Raw genomic sequence first — 20,957 nt, 5'->3', positions numbered from 1 at the left:
CGCATGGGTAAGCGAGGCGGGCAGAGAAATCCACCACGGAGTTGCGCCATGACCGAGGCGGCCTTTACCCCCCGCGTGTTTTCGGGAATTCAGCCCTCGGGCAACCTGCATCTGGGCAATTACCTAGGTGCACTGAAACGCTTTGCCGAGGCGCAGAACAAGGGCATCCAGACGCTCTATTGCATGGTCGACCTACATGCCGTCACGGTCTGGCAAGAGCCTGCCGATCTCGCCCGTGCAACGCGCGAACTGGCGGCGGGATTCATCGCCTCTGGCCTCGATCCGGCCAAGTCCATTCTCTTCAACCAATCTCAGGTGGCGGAACACAGCCAAATGGCATGGGTGTTCAACTGCGTGGCGCGCATGGGCTGGATGCAGCGGATGACGCAGTTCAAGGATAAGGCGGGCAAGAATGCCCAGAATGCCTCGTTGGGCCTCTTCGCCTATCCGGCGCTGATGGCGGCCGATATCCTGACCTATCACGCCACCCATGTGCCCGTGGGCGAGGATCAAAAGCAACATCTGGAGTTGACGCGCGACATCGCGATGAAATTCAACCATGATTACGGCGTGGATTTTTTTCCGATCCCCGAGCCGGTGATCGAAGGAAGCGGGACGCGGGTGATGTCCCTGCGCGACGGGTCGAACAAGATGTCGAAATCCGATCCCTCGGACATGTCCCGCATCAACCTGACCGACGATGCCGACGCCATCGCCAAAAAGATCCGCAAGGCCAAGACCGACCCCGAGCCGCTGCCCTCAGAGGCGGCGGGGTTGGAGGGGCGGCCAGAGGCGCGCAATCTGGTGAATATCTATGCGGCGCTGGCCGATATGACGGTCGATCAGGTGATGGCAGAAGCCGGAGGCAAGCCGTTTTCCGAGTTCAAGCCGATGCTGGCCGATCTGGCCGTTGACAGGATCGCGCCGATTTCGACGGAAATGGCGCGGCTGATGCAGGATCTCTCCGAGATTGACCGGATTCTGGCGGATGGTGCGGCCCGCGCCCGCGCCATGGCCGCGCCGATCCTTCGCCAGACCTATGAGATCATGGGCATGGTCGGCGCGCGCGAGGTGTGAGGGGGCTAGGTGCCCGCAATCACCACACCCCCGCGCGCCCTACTCGTGCCTCCTACCCCAGATCCGGCTCGGTCTTGGCAAAGGTGTCATGCGCCTTCATCGCCGCCCACCAGTCGGCTACGCCGGGCACTGACAGCACCGTATCGGCATCTGGGGTGAGCGAGACGTAGAACAGGATCGGCCCAAGGAAGTAATCCGCCAGCGTGGGGCTGTCCCCTGCCAGCCATGTGGGGCCGCTGCGGTTCTCCATCAACAGCGTCAGCAGCTTGTCCGACGCCTCAAGTGCGGCCTTGCGCGCGTCTTCATTCTGCCCGCCGATGAAGTCGGGGAAGAGGTGATAGCCCGCAACCCCGACAAGCGCGCCATAGCCATAGCTGTCGATCAGGCCAATCGCCTCGTTCATCCGGGCGCGGTCCTTGGGGTCGGCGGGCGTCAAGGCGGGCTCCGGCGCGATGTCTTCGAGATAGCGGCAGATGGCATCGGTCTCGCGGATGCGCAGCCCGTCGATATCCAGCACCGGCACCTTGCCGAAGGGGTGGCGCGCCAGATGCTCGGGCTGGCGTGGCTCGCCTGCCAGCACATTGACCGGCACTTGGTCATAGGCGATGCCCTTGTCAGCCAGCACCATGCGCACGGTGCGCACATAGGTCGAGCCGTCAAAGCCATATAAAATGGGCTTCTGAGTCATTTTCTGTCCTTCATCCTGTCGAATCCGTAGGCTCACTCTGTAACGATTGCTGGAAAAGTCAAACGGCGCGTTGACGTCTTGACGCCCTCGCCACAGCACCCCACTGTGTCCGCGACCTATTGAAAGAGATCCGACCATGACACCCGAGGACATTGCCAAGCTCCCCTATCGTCGCTGCGTCGGCGTGATGCTGGTCGATCCAGCGGGCCATGTTTTTGTCGGCCAACGGATCGACAATGAGACGCCCGCCTGGCAGATGCCGCAGGGCGGCATTGATCCGGGCGAAACCCCGCAAGACGCAGCCTTGCGCGAGCTGTGGGAGGAAACCGGCGTAACCTCTGACAAGGTGCGGATCGAGGCGGAAACGCCGGGATGGCTGACCTATGATTTGCCGCATGACATCGTGCCGCGCATCTGGAAGGGGCGTTACCGGGGGCAAGAGCAGAAATGGGTCTTGATGCGGTTTCTGGGCCACGACGCGGATGTGAACATCGCCACTGATCACCCGGAGTTTTCGGAATGGCGCTGGTTGCCGCCCAGCGATCTTGAGGCCAATATCGTGCCCTTCAAGCGGGCGGTCTATTCCCGCGTGCTGGACGAATTCGGAGCCTTGCTATGATCCGGGCGCTGCTTTTTGTCCTTGGCGTGACCATCTGTGCGCCCGCATTCGCGTTGAGTTGCCTGCCGCCGGATGTGGCTCAGAGTTACATCCGCGCGGCTGAGGCGACTGAACCCTATATCGTAGTGCGCGGTCAGCTCAGCTTTGATCCGGCGCGCCTGCCCAGCACCGACATGCTGCCGCAGAGAAAGCCGGCGCACACCCTGATCCCCGCACGCCTGACCGGGCAGGCGCTGACCCGCAGCGGGTTCGATCAGGCGTTTGACCGCGCTATCACGCTGGATGTGCAATGCTTTGGGCCGTGGTGCGCCTCGGCGGTGCCGGGCATCGAGTATCTTGGTTTTCTTGAGCGGCGCGATGGGGGCTATGTGCTGGCGGTTGATCCCTGCGGCGGCATGGCCCATCCAGAGCCGACACCCGCGATGCTGGACCAGGTGCTGACCTGCCTGCAAGGCGGCCCCTGCGCGCCCAAACGCCCCTGAGCACTGTCTCAGGAGGGGTGGAAAAAGGAACAAAACTGGAACATACTGGCCGGACCTGGGAATCAGTGCCGCCATGCCCTTTGCCGAGCTTTCTGCCACGTCGAATTTCACCTTTCTCACCGGGGCGTCGCATCCCGAAGAATATATCCGGCGCGCCGCCACGCTTGGGCTTTCTGGGGTGGCGATTGCCGATGTGAATTCGGTGGCGGGGATCGTGCGTGCCCATGCGGCGGCCCGCGAGATCACGCGCGAGGTGGCCGAACGTCAGGCGCTCGAGGCGCGGCAGGGGCCAATCGGGCCGCCTGCACCCCGGCCTGCACCACCTGACTGGGCCAATTGTCCGCGCCTCATCCCCGCCGCCCGGCTGGTGCTGCGCGAGGGGATCGAGATCACGGCCCTGCCCGAGAATCGCGTCGGCTGGGCCAGCCTCTGCCGCCTGATCAGCCTGGGACGACAGTGCGCGCCCAAGGGCGCGTGTGATCTGGGCCTTGCGGATGTGCTGGCAGGGGCAGAGGGGCTGCATCTTTTGCTGCATCCGGACCCGGCGCGCGCGTGGGTGTCACAGGTGCGCCCTCTGGTGGCAAGGTTTGCGGATCGCCTGCATCTCGTGCTCAGCCCACACTATGACGGGCGTGATCCGGCGCGGTTTGACCGGCTGACAGAGCTGGCGGCGCGGTTGGGTCTGCCGACCATCGCCGCTGCTGCCCCGCTCATGCATCGCGGCCACCGCCGCCGTCTGGCTGATGTGCTGAGCGCGATCCGCCTTGGGGTGACGGTTGATGCCCTTGGTCGCCATGCTCTGTGCAACGCCGAGCAGCGCCTGCGCTCGGAGGCCGAAATGCGTCACCTCTACCGGGGGCACGAGGCGGCGGTGGAGCGCGCCTCCGACCTCGCCGCGCGGCTCGGCTTTTCGCTGGATGCGTTGCGCTATGACTATCCGAGCGAGGCGACCAATGGCGAAACCCCCAGCCAAAGGCTGCGCCGTCTTGCCCTTGAGGGTCTCGATTGGCGCTATCCGGACGGTGCCTCTGACCGGGTGCGCGGGATGCTCGAGCATGAGCTGACCCTCATCGCCAAACTGCGCTACGAGCCCTATTTTCTGACGGTGAATGATGTGGTGGCCTTTGCCCGGTCGCGCGGCATTCTGTGTCAGGGGCGCGGGTCGGCGGCCAATTCGGTGGTCTGCTATTGCCTTGGCGTGACCTCTGTCAGCCCCGAAATCGGCACGATGGTGTTCGAGCGGTTTGTCTCCGAGGCGCGCGACGAGCCGCCCGATATCGACGTGGATTTCGAGCATGAGCGCCGCGAGGAGGTGATCCAGTGGATCTATGAGCGCTACGGGCGGCACCGCGCCGGACTCTGCGCCACGGTGATCCATTACCGGACCAAGCGCGCGATCCGCGAGGTGGGCCGCGCCATGGGTCTGACAGAGGATATTCTGGCCGCGATGGCCTCGCAGATCTGGGGGCATGGCGGCGAGGGGGCCTTGGACCCTCTGCGCCTGCGCGAAATCGGTCTTGATCCGCGCAATCGCCGCCTTGCAATGACCTTGGGGTTGATCCGCGAGATCATCGGCTTTCCCCGGCATCTGAGCCAGCATGTCGGGGGCTTCGTCATCACCGAGGGGCGGCTGGATGAATTGGTGCCCATCGAGAATGCCAGCATGGCGGAGCGCACGGTCATCTGCTGGGACAAGGACGATATCGACACGCTGGGCATTCTCAAGGTCGATGTGCTGGCGCTTGGTATGCTCACCTGTATCCGCAAGGCCTTTGACCTCTTGGTTCAGTATCGTGGCACCCGCTATTCGCTGGCCACCCTGCCGCCCGAAGATGCTCAGGTCTACGAGATGTTGAGCCGCGCCGACAGTCTCGGCGTCTTTCAGGTCGAGAGTCGGGCGCAGATGAATTTCCTGCCACGCATGCGCCCGCGCACCTTTTACGATCTGGTGATTCAGGTGGCGATCATTCGCCCCGGTCCCATTCAGGGCGACATGGTTCACCCGTTCATTCGCCGCCGGAATGGCGAAGAGGCGGTCAGCTTTCCCTCCGACGATCTGGGCCGGGTGCTGGGCAAGACGCTGGGCGTGCCGCTGTTTCAGGAACAGGCGATGCAGATCGCCATCATCGGCGCGGGGTTCACCCCCGAAGAGGCGGACCGCCTGCGCCGGTCGCTCGCCACCTTCAAGAAACACGGCAATGTCAGCGAGTTTCGCAATCGGTTTTTGTGCGGCATGCGGGCCAATGGCTATGATGCGGAGTTTGCCGAGCGCTGCTTTTCCCAGATCGAGGGGTTCGGAAGCTATGGCTTTCCCGAGAGCCACGCCGCCAGTTTCGCGCATCTGGTCTATGCGAGCGCATGGATCAAATGCCATCACCCGGCGATTTTCGCCTGCGCGCTGCTGAATTCGCAGCCGATGGGCTTTTATGCCCCCGCCCAGATCGTGCGGGATGCGCGCGACCATGGCGTCACCGTGCGCCCCGTCTGCATCAATGCCTCTTACTGGGACAATACAATAGAGCCGGACCGTCAGGGTCGCTTGGCCTTGCGTCTCGGATTTCGACAGATCAAGGGCATCGCGCAGGACGAGGCCGATTGGATCGCTGCGGCGCGTGGCAACGGCTATACCGGCCCAGACGAGGTCTGGCGCCGCGCGGGCGTGCCCTCTGCGGCGCTGACCCGGCTGGCAGAGGCGGATGCCTTTGCCGCACTTGGCCTCTCCCGCCGCGATGCGCTCTGGCAGGCGCGGGCCATTCAGGCCGACACCCCGCTACCGCTCTTTGCACAGGATATGGACGGTGAGGTGATCGCTGAGCCTGCGGCGCATTTGCCCCGCATGAGCCTCGGTGAGGAGGTGGTCGAGGATTACATCGCACTGCGGCTTAGCCTGCGCAGTCATCCATTGGCGCTCTTGCGGCACATCCTGACGCCGCAAAGCACCTGATCCGATGCCGGTGGGCCGTGTCGGGGTCGACCTGGCCCCAATTTAACGCGGAACGCGAGGGGGTTTGCCCCTCGCATCCGGTATCACGTCTTAGATCGCCGCGAGCAGGGATTCGCCGGCTGTGATCTCGCAGGTGCCGGGGCTTGCCTCGGCATGCAACACTGTGACAGTGCCATCCTCGACAACCATCGCATACCGCTTGGACCGCCCCAGAAGGCCAGCGGGGGGCGCGTCAAACTCCATGCCGATGGACTTGGTAAAGGCGCTTTCCGGGTCGGCCAGCATGGTCAGACCCGCCTCGGTCGCTCCTGTCGCCTCGCCCCAGGCCTTCATCACAAAGGGGTCATTCACGCTGAGACAGACGATCTCATCCACGCCCTTGGCATCGAACTCTGCCTTGGTCCGCACAAAACTCGGGACATGTGCCGAAGAGCATGTCGGCGTATAAGCACCGGGCACGGCAAAGATCACGACTTTGCGGCCAGCGGTGAGGCTCTTGAGATCTACACCTTCGGGGCCTTTTTCACCCATGCGCAGCAGGGTCGCATCGGGCAGTTTGTCGCCAGTGGAAAGGGTCATGGTCGTTCCTTGTCTATCAGGTGGTTTCGAGATGGATGTAGGTATAGGCGGATGATAGGCAAGTGACCACGGGAAAGTCAGGAGAACGAGATGACAAGGGTTGTGGTGATCGGGGCCGGACAGGCAGGCGCGTCGCTGGTGGCAAAGCTGCGCAATGAGGACTATGAGGGTTCAGTCACGCTGATCGGCGATGAACCCGCCCCCCCCTATCAACGCCCGCCCCTGTCCAAGAAGTACCTTTTGGGCGAAATGGCTCTGGAGCGTCTCTATCTGCGCCCCGAGAGTTATTATGCAGAGGCCGGGATTGATCTGCGCATCGACACCCGTGTGACCGCGATTGACCGGGCCGCCCAGGAGGTGGTGATGGATCAAGAGCGTCTGCCCTATACGCATCTTGTGCTGGCCACCGGATCGGTGCCACGTCGCCTGCCTGCAGCGATTGGCGGCGATTTGGACGGCGTGCATGTGGTGCGCACGCTGGCAGATGTCGATGCCATGGCACCGGGATTTCAGCAGGGGGCGAGGGTACTCATCGTCGGCGGTGGCTATATCGGGCTCGAGGCGGCGGCGGTGGCGGCGTCGCGTGGCCTGCAGGTGGTGCTGGTCGAGATGGCAGAGCGGATCTTGCAACGCGTGGCGGCCAAGGAAACCTCGGATTACTTCCGCGCGCTGCATCGCCGACACGGTGTCGATATCCGCGAGGGCGTCGGTCTGGAGCGGCTCTTGGGGGATGAACAGGTGCGCGGTGCGCGGCTGACCGACGGGACCGATCTGGCCGTCGATATGGTCATCGTCGGCGTGGGCATCGTGCCGGATACCACTCTGGCCCAGGCCGCAGGGCTGGCGGTCGACAACGGGATCGCCGTGGATGCCCAGGGGCGCACCTCCGATCCGGCGATCTGGGCCGTGGGCGATTGTGCCTCCTTTCCGCATCAGGCGGATCGTCTGCGCCTTGAGAGCGTGCCGAATGCCATCGACATGGCCGAATGTGTGGCGGGCAATATCATGGGGGCGCAGACGCCCTATGTGCCCAAGCCGTGGTTCTGGTCGGATCAATACGATGTCAAACTGCAAATCGCCGGGCTCAGCACCGGCTATGACCGGATCGTGACCCGCGACGGGGGCGAGGCGGTGTCGTTCTGGTATTACAAGGGCGAGCACCTCTTGGCTGTGGACGCCATGAACGATCCGCGCGCCTATATGGTGGGCAAGCGGCTGATTGATGCGGGCAAATCCGCCGACCCTGCCATCGTGGCGGATGCGGCCACCGATCTGAAACCGCTGCTGAAACCGTGAGGATTATCGGCGGCACGCATCGCGGGCGGGCGCTCGCCAGTCTCGGCAAGGGGGATGTCGCAGCCCATCTGCGCCCCACCTCCGACCGGGTGCGCGAGAGCCTCTTCAACGTCTTGGCGGGCGGCTACGGCGATCCCGTCACAGGCGCCCAGGTGCTCGACCTCTTCGCAGGCACCGGCGCGCTCGGGCTCGAGGCGCTGTCGCGTGGCGCAGAGGCGGTCAGCTTCATCGAAAGCGGGCGCAAGGCGCTGTCTCTGCTCCGGCAGAATATCGGGCTCTGCCGGGCAGAGCGCGAGACGCGGATTTTTCCCTTGGATGCCCGCAAGCCCGGCCGAAATCCCGACCCCCCGCATGACCTGATCTTTCTCGATCCGCCCTATGCCAAGGGCTTGGGCGAAGCGGCCCTCACAGCGGCCTGCGCGGGGGGATGGATCGCCACCGGCGCGCTGATCGTCTGGGAGGAAAGCGCCACAATCACCCCTCCAGACGGTATGCGCTTGCTGGAAGAGCGGCGCTATGGCGACACGATGATCCGGTTTCTGGACTATGGGATTGCCGCGTAACCGGCGGCCAATCTCGCCCTCTGCGACCCGCATGACCCACCCGTGATCATGCCAATGGACAGCCCCTTGGGCCGCGGGCTAAAGTCGGACCTGACGGACAGGAGAGGCCATGCACAAAACGACCGAAGATGTGGCGCAGTCCGCTCACGCCACCCCCAATGAGCGCCTGTTGCTCGCGCAATTGCATCAGGTCCAGCGCGCGCTTGAGACGCAATATGCCGCCCGCCAGCAGCAGGAGGCGGATCTTGCGGCCTATGCCACACGTCTCGAAACGCTCGAACAGCAATTGGCCGATGCTCAGGCGCAGCTCGCGGCGGTCCTCACCTCGCGGAGTTGGAGACTGACCACGCCGCTGCGCCGCCTCTTGCAACGCCTCAGATAAAGCCGCACCTCAGATCAGAGCCGCAAGGTTGCGCGTCAGCGCCTGCGCCAAACGGTCATACTCCGCACGCAAAAGTGACGGTGCGTTGAACAGGCCCGACATCCGCGCCTGCGCCTCGCAATAGGCCGAGAGATCCGCCGTGTCGGCGCGGTAGCCGCTGACCCGCGCCGCCGCATCCTCCGGCGTCATGCCATGCAGATCGACAAAGGCCCCCTCCGGCACCAACTCCCGGATCCTGTGGTCCCGCCCGGCCACATAGAGCGGCATCGCACCGATCGCGAGGCTGTCGAACAGCTTTTCCGTGATGTAGCAGCGATGATATGTGTTCTCGACAGCCGAGAGCACGGCGCAGCGACCGTTGAGATCGAGATACTTCTCCAGATGCCAGTCGGGCAGGGTCTGGCGGCGCGGCAGCGTGTTCCACCCCGCACCCATGCGCAGCACCCTGCCGTCATTGCAGCCCAGTGCCAGACGGGTCCGCCACCGCCCCAGACCAATCAGCCCCGCCTCTGGATAGGCCACATCGAATCGCGGCTCATCGCGATATTCCGCGACAAACGCCAGATCCCACTCTGCGGCCGCAAACCGCCGCGCCCAATCCCCGGTCGAGAGCCGGGCATTGTCCTTGAACCAACAGGCAAAGCGGGTCGCATAGGCGTAATCTGTCAGCAGGAAATAGGGAATCCGGTCAAACGCATAGATGTCTGACGTGACATGGTTGAGAAACACGAACGGCAAAGACCCCATCGCGGTCTCGACGCTCCGCTCCCGCGTCAGAGGGTCGTCCGCCCAGACACTGTCCCAGAATGGCTCTTCCGAGAGCAGAACCAAGCGCTGACCCGCCCCCATCCGCGTCCCCAGCGTTTCGGCATATCGGCTCAGATCCTTGCTATGGGCCAAGAGGATGATATCGGCCTCGTCAAAGGCCTCGCAGACCTGAACCGTCGCCGCAACAGCCTCGCGGATCGGCGCATAGGCCAGCGGCTGACGGTGCGCATACTCCCCGAAGGCATGAACCTTGATCATCAACCCCACCCCTCAGGCTCCCGTTCGCCTGACCCTAGCCATACCGATCCGGGCTGTGAGGATCAACGCCGGAGGGCGCTGAATGTAGAGTGTCGCCTAGGCGGCGTACCCAAAGGTATCCAACAGATCGCCAAACTTGGCGTTCATCGCGGCGATGGTGTCCGGTTGCAACTTGCGCAGATGGTCTCCGGGTTTCACCTGCCGCTTGTGCCGGTTGGCATCCTCATTCGGCACGTTGAAATTGATAAAGCGCTTGATCTGCTCTCGCAGCGCCGGGGTTATGTCCTGATCGACAAAGGTTGCGACATCGTTCAGCCATTTTGGCGTATCTTCGACCATATCCTCATACTTCAACAACAGAAAATCCCCATGAGAATCCACGATCTCTTGGAGTATCTTTAGCCGCTCGACGTATCCCGAGACGGCAGCCAATGCATAATCGTCGATCTTGGTTTCCGCAGCCTTGCTGCGTTGCTCCAAAAAGGCTTTCTTCTTCTCAGGATCATCTGGAAGTCTGTGGCTTGCGGCCATTGAAAAATAAGAGGATGTGATGCAATCGCGCGGGTCTCTGACTTGTAGGATCAGGCGCATGTCTTTGAGGATGTCCATCTTGTGAGCGCCCGGCGAGCGTGCCATGCCGTAATATGTGCCCTCAAGGGACATTTTACTCTGATAGTCCATGTAGATTTGCGTTTCTGGCAGGGGTGATCCCAAGACCTGCTTGGATATCTCATCTACGGCGTAGCCCTTCTCCTTCAAGAACTCGACAAAGATGTAATTGGCAACTGTGCTGCCCGCTTTGTGCATGGAAAGGGCCATGATGCTTTTCATGTATCTGCTCCGCGTTGCCACTTGGATTTCTTAACCGTGATAGTCCGCTAATGTTTAACGGGCCGAAGGCATAAAGACTATGCTGCTATGTCAAAAGTCCTCTGGCGGATATCCAAGCTCGCGGCAATCTTCGCCTCGGTACTCTAGAAACAGATTGATTTGCTCACGTGTTAAATAATTCAGGTAGTTCTTCTTCTGTTGCTTCCAGAAGAACTTTCCATTCGGCTTGGTATCGGCTGATGCTTTGGACAGTGCCATCTCCAGAGTAGTTTTATCAATTTTCATCATTTCTCTGACTGGCTCCAGTATTGCAATTGGATCCTCGAGCATGTCTTCATAACGCAACAAAGTAACTGGTACTTCGGTTTGGTTCATCCAAAATTTATTGTGACCAAAGTAGGTTTTTGTGGTCCCTACAAACTAAGGAGAGAGATGCCCAGACACTGTAAACGTTTTGAAATACATATCAAATAAGTCGGTTCCGTGGATTTCTTCTACAGAAGAAAATCGCAAAGGTGCCGTTCCCGTGACGTTATCCGACAGATAGTTCAGATAAGACATGAACACATCCAGCGGATGGCGACGAATATGAATTACGTGAGCAGTGTTAAGCGGCTGCCCTTTCCAAGATTTTAGGTTTGATCCTCCGTGGTGTTTAAAGAAACGCTGTCCGTTGAACTCTACTGCACCCGCAAGCTCTGTTTTGTGTAGACCGGGAACCACACTAGGTCTTCCGCCGATTATGTTGGCAATGATTACTCTTAACCATGTATTGCCTGACTTCGGGAAAGAATAGATGCCAACCATGCCCATACGCGGCCCCTTCTTAGTTATCGCTTTGAACAAAACATTCATTATTCGAGTCACGAGCTATCTTCCATAACGAATTCGCCGATATGGAAATTTTTGCCAAGTCGATTGTGATCCGAAAAGCTCCGGTGTGTGATGGGCGGTTGATGGAGGAAATCGGGATTCCGCTTGTTCTGCCGCCGGGAGATGTGACCGAGGGTGGTTTTCTAAAACACGAGTTCATGGAAGCAGACCCGACCGACACACATCACGGCAATATGGCGTATTGCATCAAGGTGATCGAAAAAATCGCGGGGCTGTGTGGGCACCCGTTAACCTAGGACAGACTTGGGCAATTTGGGCTGTGACAGGGGGCGATTTTGACCGGGCTCGGGGCTTGGCGCGGAGGGTACACAAGGTCTGTACGGAAACCGCGTACACACCGTACGACCCCCTGAGCGGTCCAATCCCGTCGCGGCGGGCGGCAATGGCCCTGAATTTTGCCGGTGCGGACCCGGTTCAGGGTCTTTCCGCTGACCCGGAAAACACCGCTCTGGTTGCGCTCTGACGCTCTTTGATCGCCTCCCCCACCATATTTGGTGCTGGGCGCTTGATGTGGCCTGCTCTATATGCTGTAAGGTCCGTGTCAAAAGCAGGTTTGGTTTTCTGGAAAGCGGAGAGATGACGGGATGAAAAGAGCGCTCATCACCGGGGTGACGGGTCAGGATGGCTCCTATCTGGCAGAGTTTTTGCTGGATAAAGGCTACGAAGTCCACGGAATCAAACGCCGCGCCTCCCTGTTTAACACCCAGCGTTTGGACCATATCTATCAGGATCCGCATGTTGGGAACGGGAATTTTCGCTTACATTACGGGGACTTGACAGATAGTTCCAACCTGACCCGCATCCTGAGCGAGGTGCAGCCAGACGAGGTTTACAACCTCGGCGCGCAGAGCCATGTCGCGGTCAGCTTTGAGGCCCCCGAGTATACGGCGGACGTCGATGCTATGGGCACGCTGCGCCTCTTGGAGGCGATCCGGTTTCTGGGGCTCGAGCAAAAAACGCGGTTCTATCAGGCCTCAACCTCGGAACTTTACGGGTTGGTGCAAGAGATTCCGCAGCGTGAGACAACCCCATTCCACCCGCGCAGCCCCTATGCGGTGGCCAAGATGTATGCCTATTGGATCACGGTCAATTACCGTGAGGCCTATGGCATCTATGCCTGCAACGGCATCCTCTTCAACCACGAGAGCCCCCGGCGCGGCGAGACCTTTGTGACCCGCAAGATCACCCGTGGATTGGCAAATATAGCGCAGGGCCTCGAGGATTGTCTATATATGGGCAATATCGACAGTTTGCGCGATTGGGGCCATGCCAAGGATTACGTGCGTATGCAGTGGATGATGCTGCAACAAGAGGCGCCGGATGACTTTGTGATCGCGACAGGCGTGCAATATTCGGTGCGCGAGTTCATCATCTGGAGTGCGCGGGAATTGGGGATTGAACTCGAGTTTACCGGTGAGGGCGTGACCGAGACCGCCACTGTCACAGCGATAACGGGCGCTATGGCCCCAGCCATCAAACCGGGCGATGTGATCATGCGGATCGACCCGCGCTATTTCCGCCCGGCCGAGGTCGAAACGCTGCTTGGCGACCCCAGCAAAGCCAAGGAAAAACTGGGCTGGGTGCCCGAGATCACCGCACAACAAATGTGTGCCGAAATGGTAGCGGAGGATCTGAGGACCGCACGACGGCATGCGCTCTTGAAAGAGCATGGCATGGACCTTCCGGTCAGCTTCGAGAACGGATGAGCGCCATGCGTGTCTATGTGGCCGGGCATAGGGGCATGGTGGGCGGCGCGATCCTGAGGCGCCTCAAGCTGCGGCAGGAGACGGGAGAAGACCTGACCCTCGTGACCGCCACCCATGCCGAATTGGACCTGACCAATCAGGCGGCAGTGCAGAATTTCATGCAAAGGGAACGCCCAGATGTGGTGGTTCTGGCGGCTGCTCGGGTTGGCGGGATTCATGCCAACAACACTTATCCGGCGGATTTTATCTATGACAACCTGATGATCGAATGCAACGTGATCCATCAGGCCTTTTCCGCCGGGGTGCGGCGGCTGTTGCAGCTCGGATCGAGCTGCATTTACCCCAAGGCGGTGCCGCAGCCGATGCGCGAAGATGCGTTGCTCACGGGCACGCTCGAACCCACCAACGAGCCCTATGCCATCGCCAAGATCGCCGGTATCAAGCTCTGTGAGAGCTACAATCGCCAGCATGGCACTGATTACCGCTCGGTCATGCCGACCAATCTTTATGGTCCGGGCGATAATTTTCATCCGGAGAATAGCCATGTCCTGCCTGCTCTCATCCGCCGCTTTCATGAGGCCGTGAAAGAAGGGCGCGAGGAGGTCACGATCTGGGGATCAGGCAAGCCGATGCGGGAATTGCTGCATGTCGACGACATGGCTGAGGCCGCGCTGTTCGTGCTGGACCTCGACAAGCCGACCTATGACGCCAACACGGAGCCGATGCTGAGCCATATCAACGTGGGCACCGGCAGCGATGTGAGCATCTTGGAATTGGCGCAGATGGTGGCGCGCGTCACGGGCTATCAGGGCCGGATCGTCACTGACCCGAGCAAACCGGATGGAACGCTGCGCAAACTGATGGATGTCAGCCGTCTGGCACAGATGGGCTGGCGGGCGCGGATAGGGCTGGAAGCGGGACTCACAGACACTTATCAGTGGTTTCTGGAGCATCAGGGTGATTTTCGCGGTTGACGCGGATTAACGGAGGTTTTGACCATGCCACAGGATATTTACCCGCTCTTGCTCTGCGGCGGCTCTGGCACCCGGCTCTGGCCCTTGTCACGCAAGAGCTATCCCAAGCAATTCACCAAGCTGACCGGCGAAGAGAGCTTGTTTCAGGCCTCGGCCCGGCGGCTATCGGGGGCAGGTTTTGCAGCGCCGATGGTCATAACCGCCTCGGACTACCGTTTTGTGGTGTTGGAGCAACTGGCCGGTGTCGAAATTGCGGCTGCCACCACGCTGATTGAGCCGGAGGGGCGCAATACCGCACCTGCCATTCTGGCAGGAGCGCTGGAACTGCACGCGCGCGCGCCCGGAGCGCTCATGCTGGTGGCGCCGTCGGATCACGTTATCCCCGATGCAGAGGCCTTTCGCGCTGCTGTGTTGGCCGCAGTTCCAGCGGCGGAAGCGGGGCAGCTTGTGACCTTTGGCATCCGTCCGGAACGCGCCGAGACGGGCTATGGCTGGCTCGCCCTGTCGAATGCGCCGGGGGCGGCGTTTGCGCCTGTGCCGCAACCTTTGCAGGGTTTCGTTGAAAAGCCGGATATGGTCACTGCGCAAAAGCTGCTTTCAGGGGGGATGCATCTCTGGAATGCCGGGATTTTCCTGTTCTCGACCGATGCGATCCTGGCCGCCTTTGAGACCCATCAGCCAGCGCTGTTGGCGTCGGTGCAGGCATCGCTTGAGGGCGCCGAAAAGGACCTCGGTTTTCTGCGTTTGGCGGCAAAGCCTTGGAGGGATTGCGCCGATATCTCGATTGACTATGCGGTTATGGAAAAGGCCGCTAATCTGACTGTGGTGCCCTATGGCGGCGGATGGTCTGATCTGGGGGGCTGGGACGCGGTCTGGCGCGAGGGCGGGCCGGACGCGGATGGCGTTGTGACCTCGGGCCCGGCAACGGCGCTCGAATGCACCGACACCCTGTTGCGAGCCGAGGACGGTCAGCAGGCCTTGGTCGGGATCGGCCTGACGGATATTATCGCCGTGGCCATGCCCGATGCAGTCTTGGTCGCGCACAAGGACCGAGCGCAGGATGTGAAACGGGCTGTGGCCGCTCTCAAGGCCAAGGGTGCGGTTCAAGCGGAGATCCTACCGCGTGACTACCGCCCTTGGGGCTGGTTCGAGAGCCTCGTGGTGGGCACACGGTTTCAGGTCAAGCGCATCCATGTCCACCCCGGCGCGGCGCTCAGCCTGCAGAGCCATCATCATCGTTCGGAACATTGGATCGTGGTCGAGGGAACCGCCCGCGTCACGGTTGATGACGAGGTCAAGCTGGTGAGTGAAAACCAATCGGTCTATATCCCGCTCGGCGCAGTTCACCGCATGGAAAATCCGGGCAAGGTGCCGATGGTCCTGATCGAAGTGCAAACCGGCAGTTATCTCGGCGAGGATGACATCATAAGATATGAAGATATCTACGCGAGATCCTGACACTTTTTAATCCTGCAATACCCAAAGGGTAAAGCCAGCCGTCTGGGTATGGGCGTCCAAGTATCCGAGGCGTGGTATTGCTCGATCCACTACGATTAACTATGGAACAAAGCTGTGCATATTGTGATCTTTGACTGGAACGGGATGTGGCACGGGGAAATGATGCGGCCAAGGGATATGTGATATGGGTCTGGATCTCGTGAGGCTCGTCAATCTGTCGTCGGTGACAGACAAGGATGTTCTGGGCTGGGCGGGGGCCGTGCTGCCGCGCCGGGCCATAAAACTTGTGCCGGTCGAGGATATGCCTGAGCAGGACAGCAAGGTGCTCGTTCTCTATGACAGCCTTGTGCGACGCCTGACTGAGTGTGCCGCACAAGCGGGCAAGCCGGTCGATGTGGAAGCTGAGATTTGGGCCGCCGAGGGGCAAAGGATCGTCGATCTGATCTCTGTCAATCCTGAGCATCGGATTTGTCTGGAAACGGATGCTACGGCTGAGGCCAAGACTCTCCTTGCGACCATTTTGGGCGATGTCGATACTGTGCCGGATCTGCGACCTTCCGCGCCTGAAATCGGATTGCCTACGATCATTGCCCAAGTGCTTTTTCAACAAAGCAAAGATCTGACAGAGATTCAGAGCGCGCTGGACCGGATTGGCGTGACGCAGGCGGCCCCGACCTGCCTGCAACCACAGCATCTAGCCTTGGTGCTGGATCAGGCGCGCGCGCTGCAAGAGCGTGTCTGCACAGGCGAGCGCGCCGTATCAGAGCGCGAGCGCTGGCTGGAACTGCTGCGTGGCACCGCCTGGGAGGCCACGACACGGGCGCAGCACGCCGAGGCACGTGCGCGGGACCTGGAGGCGCGGTTGAAACGCGCCGAACAGCAGGCTCGAAGCCTGCAATCAACCAAGACGCTACCGTCATCTGACTTCGCACAGATGCTAAAGGATCGCGACAACCAGCAGCAACGGATCGCGGAACTCACTGAAGAAAACGCAGGTCTCCGTCACCAGATCGTCGAGATTCTGACCTCGACATCCTGGCGGCTCACGTCACCCGTAAGAAAACTCCGCCAGATGGTCTCTCGCTGATACGCTGGAGGGGAGGTTTCGGACACTTGGGATTAAGCGTGAGAAAACAACGACACGCAGTTCAGACGTTGGTTTGGTGCAGATCATGAATGCTGTCGATGGGTCCGATTCATCGTTGAATCGAATCCGTCGTCTGATGACTTGATCATCCTACCCTACCTCAGTCAGTGTCAAAACCTCGATTTCAAAGGGTCATGCCAGAAGACCGTTGAGCGCCTCATGGGGTGTGAGACCGTTCGCAACCAGATAATCCTGCATTGTCTGCGCCAACGTCTTGCGGTTGACGTCATAGTTGGCGATTTGCTCTGCAAAAGTCTCAAATAGCGCCTGCGGTCCAATGGCTGCTATTTCGAGGAACGTTTCGGGCGAAATATGCGGGACAGACATGATATCGGCTAGCCCGATTGTGCGCGAGTCATGGGCAATCAACACAGATGGAATACCTGATTGCAACGGCACGACAGTGCCGTGGATCCGCATTCCAACCGATAGATCGCAGGTGCGTGAAAAATCCATCCAAGCGTCAACACTCGAAAAATGGAGGATTTTTGACTTGAGTGTTCGGGTAAGACGGCCGCTTTCTTTCATGAAAGGATTGTTTTTTCGATAGATATCACCAATCTGAGCGCGGTCTTCTATCAAGAACTTAAGGTGCATCGGAGTTTGAACAATATAGAAAGCTGGGGTGTCTTCCAGCATTTCAATCTGTTTAGATAGCACTTTGCCAGACTCAGGATGCCCCCCTGTGACCTCGGAAATTGCACTTCGAACATCTTTCCAGTCGAGCAAACTTTGGCTGAGATCCAAGGCGAGCTTTCCACTTTTTGCACCAAGGTGAGGATCGCAATTGATAAAACCTGAGGGGCAACCAGTAACCACTGCATTGTCGATCCCATTTGCTTCGAGTGTCATGCGTGTCAACTCATCACGAACGCTCAGTTGCTTACAGCGTTCTGACATGACCTTTGCGAGGCGGACCGTATTGGGACGAAGAGAGACTGGCTTTCCTGTTGCGCTCAGCGGTGCCTGAACTCCAAGCCCGAAAGCAATCACAGGGCAATCTGCTTTCTCAATGATCGAGGCTCTGCCACCATTGAACTGCTCATCCATGTCAGATGTGCCGAGCCAGTTTGCGCAAGAAACCAAGACAGTCTCGGGTGGCTCATGTTGAATCATGTCGCGGAATTCAAGGCCGGTAACACAGGTAAAGCTATCCAACTCTGCGACAAGAAATCTGAGGGCATGTCGAAAAACAAAATTACCGAGGTTCATCCCTGATACGCCTGCAAGTTCGTCGGCGCCCATACGATAGGCGTTGGGCACTTCGCCGATAAACTTCATATCAAGGTAAAGTCTGCTCATATGTTATTCCACTTCTCAAGTAAGCCCCGGTGCCTGTCATTCCCCGTTATACAGACCCGAACAATATTGGACAGGCCTTAGTCGGGTGGGAAATTGCGCCTGATCTGTCGCCCGTCACGCGCTGGCGAAGTTTTCATCTGAGAGCGCGGCCACATCCGAGGCGGACAAACTTTGAGCCCCTTGCATTCGAGGGCCGTTGGAAAAGCGCTGAAAGGCGGCGAGCATGTCGCGACCAAACTGTCGGCGCCGGTCAGCATAGTCATTGTCGCGGGTGATTTTCGGAGAGGTCCGGGCGAATTCAAGCATAATGGCGGCCAGTGCCTCGGGGTTATGGCGGGGAAAGAAACGGCAATTCGCGTCGAGTTGCTCCTGATGCACCGGCAAGTCGGAGGCGACGACAAATTGCTGCATGGCCTTGGCATCCTCGATCACCGTTGACCAACCTTCGAACAACGACGGTTGGATCACGTATCTGGCACCTTTCATCAAACTCAACTGGTCGCTCCGTGGGATGAAACCGAGGAATTTCAAATTGTCCGACACGCCCCATTCTTCGGCCATCTGCTTGAGAAACTTGGCATATCCTGTGACACGGTAATCGCTCTCATTTCCGGTGAAACAAACGGTCACATCCACGCCCTTGGTCTTGAGCAGAGACAGCGCCTTGATCACGAGGATATGGTTCTTGTGAACCCAAACCTGATTGGCGCACATGACATAGGGGCCCGTAAGGCCGTAGGCTGTGCGAACCTGATCTATCTTGCTGTCGTCAAATCCGTCAAAGGATGCAAAGCGGACCACGGCAACATTCGGACATTCGCCGGGATAGAACCGGGCCACATCCTTGCTTACCGAGTCACTGCTGACCACAAGACCCGACGTGGCAAAGCGCAGACGGTGGTGATGACGCCGCGCCGCAATTTCCGCATCGGTAAAATAGAAGGGCAGGTGGAGTTCCTGAAAGTCCGGTATCCACGACACGGTCCGATAGGCTTGGTTTGGATCGGCCCAAGGGAAAATGGCATCAAAGGGAAACGCATCGGGCTGCGCGTGAAATTGATCCGGATGCACCCATTGCAGTTTGGTGTAACCCACCTCTTGGATAAAGGTCACGGAGTCCTTGTTGCGGCTGATGAGGGTCAGCATCGGCTGTTCGTCAGCAGGCAGCAGCGCGAACGCAGAGACGAGACTGCGGATGTAGTAGCTACCTCCGATCCAGTTTTCATTCAGGTCAAAGCTCAGGCCGACTTGATACATGGTTCTCTTTATCCGTCTTTGTCCTGCTGGGCCATTTCGCGCAGAAACCACGCGACATAGTCGTCTAACCCCTGTTCGAGATCCTTCTGGGGCGTCCAGCCGGTTGCCAATGCCTCTGAGATGTCAGCGGCGTAATGCTTTGGATCACCGGCGCGGGTCTGTTGATTGAACCGGATCTCCGCCCCAATACCCATCCGCTCAGCGAGACCCTCGATCATTCGGCGGATCGTGACGGATGCGCCCGTGCCGCCATTCACGATCACGCAGTCCGGTGACGCCACATCTGCCGCCCGGATCAACAACCGCGCCGCATCCTCAACGTGAACCCAGTCTCGCGTTTCCTCGCCCGTTCCAAAGAAGAGTGCATCGCCTTTGCCAAGTTTGCAGCAAGCATCCCACAACAACTGTTTGCGCAACTGCGGTCCGTAAACGGAAAACAGGCGCACAATGGTCGCCGGCACGTTGAAATGACGCCCATATTGCTGAACCAGCAACTCAGCAATCAGCTTGTTTACGCCGTAAGGTGAAACCGGGTGATTTGGCGTATCAACGCGGATCGGCATCGTGTCGACCGCGCCATACACGCCTGCGCTCGATGGGAAAACGACAGAAACCCCACCCTGCCGACGCGCCGCCTCCAGAACCAGTTGCATGGTGATAACGTTACTCTGAAAGTCCTCAGCCGGGGCGTTCAGAGAGTGGGCCACTGATCCGCTGCCCGCACAGTGAATGATCACAGAACAGTCGGGCATGAGGTCGGACAAGTTTGCTTCGGTCACCCCTCCGTCACGCCAGTCAGTCACATTGTCGATATCCTGCGGGTCAGGTGGCGTATTAAAGATCGCACTGACCTTGATACCCTGCGACTGCAGTTGTTGCATGACGTTACGCCCAATGAACCCTGCTGCACCCGTGACGAGAAAATTTCGTGTCATTTGGTTACCCTGAACGAATAGAGGCGGCCCGGGTTGGAATCGTAGTGATCACGGATCTTGAATACAAAATCTGGAATCTGATCCGGTTTGACCCCTGCGATCCGCGCAAGGCGATGACGTTCCGCGTCAAGATTGTCGGGAAAGAAGTTCAATTCGCTCTGATAGGGACTGAACTCTTCGATCCGCGATGGTGATTGCGCAGCGAAGGCCGCGCGGTACTCATCCAATGTATAGGCATATTCTCCGCCATACAGGTGGTGTAACGGGTGCGTGTCCTGAAACACCCTCAGGTCGCTCTTGCGTGTCAAAACATGCTCACGGGTTGCTAAAAAGGTGCCTCCGGCCCTCAGGACGCGCATCGCCTCAGAGACCATTTTGTGCAGATCACCAGCGTGGTGCAATGCTTGGCGGCAATGGATCAAATCAAATCTGCTTTCTGGGAAGGGCAGGTCTTCCGCCATTGCAAGCGCCACTGTGATCGGCAAACTGGTTTCCGAAGCAATGGTTTTGATAGCACCGGCCCCTATGAAGGAGCTATCGTTCGGTTCCAGAGCCGTTACGGTCCAGCCATCCTTCGCAAGTGCATAGCTCGAGATCCCACGCCCCGCGCCAAGATCGAGCGCAGTGCCAACTGTTTCGGGCAAGAGGCTACGGACAATCTCCCATTCCTTGCTAACGTGAAACCGCTTTGCCGCGTCTGTAGGGGAGCCATCGAAGTAGCAGGCACGCGCCAGATCACGCTTATTCTGGTCGGGATGCTCACAGAGCCAACGAACCGCCTCTTCCCACGTCATCGG

22 protein-coding genes are annotated in these 20,957 nt (G+C 59.4%); 12 read left to right on the top strand and 10 right to left on the bottom strand.

All coding sequences use genetic code 11. The features are described from left to right. The first annotated feature begins 48 nt into the window (after window positions 1-48). On the top strand, window positions 49-1,077 hold the full coding sequence (gene trpS / locus ROS217_RS02185; RefSeq protein ID WP_009816013.1) for a tryptophan--tRNA ligase: 1,029 nt from the start codon (window positions 49-51) through the stop codon (window positions 1,075-1,077). Window positions 1,078-1,129: 52 nt separating this feature from the next. Here trpS and ROS217_RS02180 read toward each other — a convergent pair whose 3' ends face one another. Beyond that, window positions 1,130-1,765: a glutathione S-transferase family protein gene (locus ROS217_RS02180; protein WP_009816012.1), complete on the bottom strand. Its 636-nt coding sequence runs from the start codon at window positions 1,763-1,765 to the stop codon at window positions 1,130-1,132. A gap of 136 nt (window positions 1,766-1,901) precedes the next feature. Between ROS217_RS02180 and ROS217_RS02175 the strand changes: the two genes are divergently transcribed. From ROS217_RS02175 to ROS217_RS02165, 3 genes are all read left to right on the top strand, one after another. Continuing rightward, a complete protein-coding gene (locus tag ROS217_RS02175) occupies window positions 1,902-2,384 on the top strand; it encodes an RNA pyrophosphohydrolase (protein WP_009816011.1) in 483 nt (160 codons plus the stop codon). After that, a complete protein-coding gene (locus ROS217_RS02170; protein ID WP_009816010.1) occupies window positions 2,381-2,866 on the top strand; it encodes a hypothetical protein in 486 nt (161 codons plus the stop codon). Before ROS217_RS02175 ends, ROS217_RS02170 begins: the two co-directional genes overlap by 4 nt. A gap of 73 nt (window positions 2,867-2,939) precedes the next feature. Beyond that, complete coding sequence (locus ROS217_RS02165; RefSeq protein ID WP_009816009.1) at window positions 2,940-5,810, top strand: error-prone DNA polymerase; 2,871 nt, start codon at window positions 2,940-2,942, stop codon at window positions 5,808-5,810. Between the two features lie 90 nt (window positions 5,811-5,900). Here the strand turns inward: ROS217_RS02165 and ROS217_RS02160 are convergent, their stop codons facing one another. Continuing rightward, a complete protein-coding gene (locus ROS217_RS02160) occupies window positions 5,901-6,389 on the bottom strand; it encodes a peroxiredoxin (RefSeq protein WP_009816008.1) in 489 nt (162 codons plus the stop codon). A 90-nt stretch (window positions 6,390-6,479) separates the two neighbouring features. Here ROS217_RS02160 and ROS217_RS02155 point away from each other — a divergent pair, with 90 nt between their 5' ends. The 3 genes from ROS217_RS02155 (at window position 6,480) to ROS217_RS02145 (ending at window position 8,630) form a co-directional block, all read left to right on the top strand. Further along, a complete protein-coding gene (locus ROS217_RS02155) occupies window positions 6,480-7,685 on the top strand; it encodes an NAD(P)/FAD-dependent oxidoreductase (protein WP_009816007.1) in 1,206 nt (401 codons plus the stop codon). Next, window positions 7,682-8,248 carry a 16S rRNA (guanine(966)-N(2))-methyltransferase RsmD gene (rsmD, locus tag ROS217_RS02150; RefSeq protein ID WP_009816006.1) on the top strand — a complete coding sequence of 189 codons (567 nt, stop codon included), beginning with the start codon at window positions 7,682-7,684 and terminating at the stop codon, window positions 8,246-8,248. Before ROS217_RS02155 ends, rsmD begins: the two co-directional genes overlap by 4 nt. A 109-nt stretch (window positions 8,249-8,357) precedes the next feature. Further along, window positions 8,358-8,630 carry a hypothetical protein gene (locus ROS217_RS02145; protein WP_009816005.1) on the top strand — a complete coding sequence of 91 codons (273 nt, stop codon included), beginning with the start codon at window positions 8,358-8,360 and terminating at the stop codon, window positions 8,628-8,630. A gap of 9 nt (window positions 8,631-8,639) precedes the next feature. Here ROS217_RS02145 and ROS217_RS02140 read toward each other — a convergent pair whose 3' ends face one another. The 4 genes from ROS217_RS02140 to ROS217_RS23975 form a co-directional block, all read right to left on the bottom strand. Continuing rightward, window positions 8,640-9,656, bottom strand: coding sequence for a glycosyltransferase family 10 domain-containing protein (locus ROS217_RS02140; RefSeq protein ID WP_009816004.1), 1,017 nt, complete (start codon window positions 9,654-9,656; stop codon window positions 8,640-8,642). Window positions 9,657-9,752: 96 nt separating this feature from the next. Next, window positions 9,753-10,487: a sulfotransferase domain-containing protein gene (locus ROS217_RS02135; RefSeq protein ID WP_009816003.1), complete on the bottom strand. Its 735-nt coding sequence runs from the start codon at window positions 10,485-10,487 to the stop codon at window positions 9,753-9,755. A 90-nt stretch (window positions 10,488-10,577) separates the two neighbouring features. Further along, window positions 10,578-10,862 carry a hypothetical protein gene (locus ROS217_RS02130; RefSeq protein ID WP_157046514.1) on the bottom strand — a complete coding sequence of 95 codons (285 nt, stop codon included), beginning with the start codon at window positions 10,860-10,862 and terminating at the stop codon, window positions 10,578-10,580. A 45-nt stretch (window positions 10,863-10,907) separates the two neighbouring features. Further along, window positions 10,908-11,300 (bottom strand): hypothetical protein, encoded by a 393-nt coding sequence (locus ROS217_RS23975; RefSeq protein ID WP_157046513.1) that lies wholly within the window; start codon window positions 11,298-11,300, stop codon window positions 10,908-10,910. A gap of 83 nt (window positions 11,301-11,383) precedes the next feature. On the opposite strand from ROS217_RS23975, the gene ROS217_RS02125 reads away from it, so the two are divergent. From ROS217_RS02125 to ROS217_RS02105, 5 genes are all read left to right on the top strand, one after another. Further along, window positions 11,384-11,617, top strand: coding sequence for a hypothetical protein (locus tag ROS217_RS02125; protein WP_009816001.1), 234 nt, complete (start codon window positions 11,384-11,386; stop codon window positions 11,615-11,617). 348 nt (window positions 11,618-11,965) lie between these two features. Next, entirely contained in the window at window positions 11,966-13,087 is a 1,122-nt protein-coding gene (gene gmd / locus ROS217_RS02120; protein ID WP_009816000.1) for a GDP-mannose 4,6-dehydratase, read from the top strand. Beyond that, entirely contained in the window at window positions 13,084-14,061 is a 978-nt protein-coding gene (gene fcl / locus ROS217_RS02115; RefSeq protein ID WP_009815999.1) for a GDP-L-fucose synthase, read from the top strand. Before gmd ends, fcl begins: the two co-directional genes overlap by 4 nt. Before the next feature lie 24 nt (window positions 14,062-14,085). After that, entirely contained in the window at window positions 14,086-15,519 is a 1,434-nt protein-coding gene (locus tag ROS217_RS02110; protein ID WP_009815998.1) for a mannose-1-phosphate guanylyltransferase/mannose-6-phosphate isomerase, read from the top strand. A gap of 184 nt (window positions 15,520-15,703) precedes the next feature. Further along, window positions 15,704-16,606 carry a hypothetical protein gene (locus ROS217_RS02105; RefSeq protein WP_009815997.1) on the top strand — a complete coding sequence of 301 codons (903 nt, stop codon included), beginning with the start codon at window positions 15,704-15,706 and terminating at the stop codon, window positions 16,604-16,606. 192 nt (window positions 16,607-16,798) lie between these two features. Here the strand turns inward: ROS217_RS02105 and ROS217_RS02100 are convergent, their stop codons facing one another. From ROS217_RS02100 to ROS217_RS02085, 4 genes are all read right to left on the bottom strand, one after another. Next, window positions 16,799-17,968: a polysaccharide pyruvyl transferase family protein gene (locus tag ROS217_RS02100; protein WP_254656363.1), complete on the bottom strand. Its 1,170-nt coding sequence runs from the start codon at window positions 17,966-17,968 to the stop codon at window positions 16,799-16,801. A 114-nt stretch (window positions 17,969-18,082) separates the two neighbouring features. Beyond that, the gene (locus ROS217_RS02095; RefSeq protein ID WP_009815995.1) at window positions 18,083-19,225 is read right to left on the bottom strand and encodes a glycosyltransferase; all 1,143 of its coding nucleotides are present in this window, start codon (window positions 19,223-19,225) and stop codon (window positions 18,083-18,085) included. An 8-nt stretch (window positions 19,226-19,233) separates the two neighbouring features. Next, window positions 19,234-20,160, bottom strand: coding sequence for an NAD-dependent epimerase/dehydratase family protein (locus ROS217_RS02090; protein WP_040650295.1), 927 nt, complete (start codon window positions 20,158-20,160; stop codon window positions 19,234-19,236). Then, the gene (locus tag ROS217_RS02085; RefSeq protein WP_050766360.1) at window positions 20,157-20,954 is read right to left on the bottom strand and encodes a class I SAM-dependent methyltransferase; all 798 of its coding nucleotides are present in this window, start codon (window positions 20,952-20,954) and stop codon (window positions 20,157-20,159) included. Before ROS217_RS02085 ends, ROS217_RS02090 begins: the two co-directional genes overlap by 4 nt. Window positions 20,955-20,957: the final 3 nt, after the last annotated feature.

Source organism: Roseovarius sp. 217 (assembly GCF_000152845.1).
Classification (GTDB): domain Bacteria; phylum Pseudomonadota; class Alphaproteobacteria; order Rhodobacterales; family Rhodobacteraceae; genus Roseovarius.
Note: the sequence above shows the minus strand (reverse complement) of the source record. Positions and strands in the feature narration are given on the sequence as shown.

Coding starts and splice junctions, on each gene's coding strand:
- ROS217_RS02145 (WP_009816005.1), top strand. CDS start 8,358: ATGCACAAAACGACCGAAGATGTGGCGCAGTCCGCTCACGCCACCCCC.
- ROS217_RS02125 (WP_009816001.1), top strand. CDS start 11,384: ATGGAAATTTTTGCCAAGTCGATTGTGATCCGAAAAGCTCCGGTGTGT.
- ROS217_RS02155 (WP_009816007.1), top strand. CDS start 6,480: ATGACAAGGGTTGTGGTGATCGGGGCCGGACAGGCAGGCGCGTCGCTG.
- trpS (WP_009816013.1), top strand. CDS start 49: ATGACCGAGGCGGCCTTTACCCCCCGCGTGTTTTCGGGAATTCAGCCC.
- ROS217_RS02135 (WP_009816003.1), bottom strand. CDS start 10,487: ATGAAAAGCATCATGGCCCTTTCCATGCACAAAGCGGGCAGCACAGTT.
- ROS217_RS02110 (WP_009815998.1), top strand. CDS start 14,086: ATGCCACAGGATATTTACCCGCTCTTGCTCTGCGGCGGCTCTGGCACC.
- gmd (WP_009816000.1), top strand. CDS start 11,966: ATGAAAAGAGCGCTCATCACCGGGGTGACGGGTCAGGATGGCTCCTAT.
- ROS217_RS02090 (WP_040650295.1), bottom strand. CDS start 20,160: ATGACACGAAATTTTCTCGTCACGGGTGCAGCAGGGTTCATTGGGCGT.
- ROS217_RS02130 (WP_157046514.1), bottom strand. CDS start 10,862: ATGAACCAAACCGAAGTACCAGTTACTTTGTTGCGTTATGAAGACATG.
- ROS217_RS02165 (WP_009816009.1), top strand. CDS start 2,940: ATGCCCTTTGCCGAGCTTTCTGCCACGTCGAATTTCACCTTTCTCACC.
- ROS217_RS02085 (WP_050766360.1), bottom strand. CDS start 20,954: ATGACGTGGGAAGAGGCGGTTCGTTGGCTCTGTGAGCATCCCGACCAG.
- fcl (WP_009815999.1), top strand. CDS start 13,084: ATGAGCGCCATGCGTGTCTATGTGGCCGGGCATAGGGGCATGGTGGGC.
- ROS217_RS02100 (WP_254656363.1), bottom strand. CDS start 17,968: ATGAGCAGACTTTACCTTGATATGAAGTTTATCGGCGAAGTGCCCAAC.
- ROS217_RS23975 (WP_157046513.1), bottom strand. CDS start 11,300: ATGGGCATGGTTGGCATCTATTCTTTCCCGAAGTCAGGCAATACATGG.
- ROS217_RS02170 (WP_009816010.1), top strand. CDS start 2,381: ATGATCCGGGCGCTGCTTTTTGTCCTTGGCGTGACCATCTGTGCGCCC.
- ROS217_RS02175 (WP_009816011.1), top strand. CDS start 1,902: ATGACACCCGAGGACATTGCCAAGCTCCCCTATCGTCGCTGCGTCGGC.
- ROS217_RS02095 (WP_009815995.1), bottom strand. CDS start 19,225: ATGTATCAAGTCGGCCTGAGCTTTGACCTGAATGAAAACTGGATCGGA.
- ROS217_RS02160 (WP_009816008.1), bottom strand. CDS start 6,389: ATGACCCTTTCCACTGGCGACAAACTGCCCGATGCGACCCTGCTGCGC.
- ROS217_RS02180 (WP_009816012.1), bottom strand. CDS start 1,765: ATGACTCAGAAGCCCATTTTATATGGCTTTGACGGCTCGACCTATGTG.
- ROS217_RS02140 (WP_009816004.1), bottom strand. CDS start 9,656: ATGATCAAGGTTCATGCCTTCGGGGAGTATGCGCACCGTCAGCCGCTG.
- ROS217_RS02105 (WP_009815997.1), top strand. CDS start 15,704: ATGGGTCTGGATCTCGTGAGGCTCGTCAATCTGTCGTCGGTGACAGAC.